The 243-nt window shown below is 64.2% G+C and carries 1 pseudogene; it reads left to right on the top strand.

Going from position 1 to position 243, the window contains the following annotated elements:
• Positions 1–243: pseudogene (locus P9217_RS30325) on the top strand (citramalate synthase); the annotation flags it as partial.

The following is a 243-nucleotide window of genomic DNA, read 5'->3' as shown; positions in this document are numbered from 1 at the left end:
GAGCTGGGACTACCACGTGCGCGTCGCGCTCGGCTGCACCAACGAGGAGAACCTGGAGTCGATAAAAGTCTCGGTCGAGACGGCGGTCGCTTCGGCCAAGGAAGCGATGGTCGACTGCGAGCATTTCTTCGACGGCTTCAAGGCCAACCCCGATTACGCGCTGGCCTGCGCCAAGATCGCCTATGAAGCCGGCGCGCGCTGGGTGGTGCTGTGCGACACCAATGGCGGCACGCAGCCTTCGGA

It is taken from the genome of Mesorhizobium sp. WSM4989, from assembly GCF_029625795.1.
Lineage (GTDB): Bacteria > Pseudomonadota > Alphaproteobacteria > Rhizobiales > Rhizobiaceae > Mesorhizobium.
Note: the sequence above shows the minus strand (reverse complement) of the source record. Positions and strands in the feature narration are given on the sequence as shown.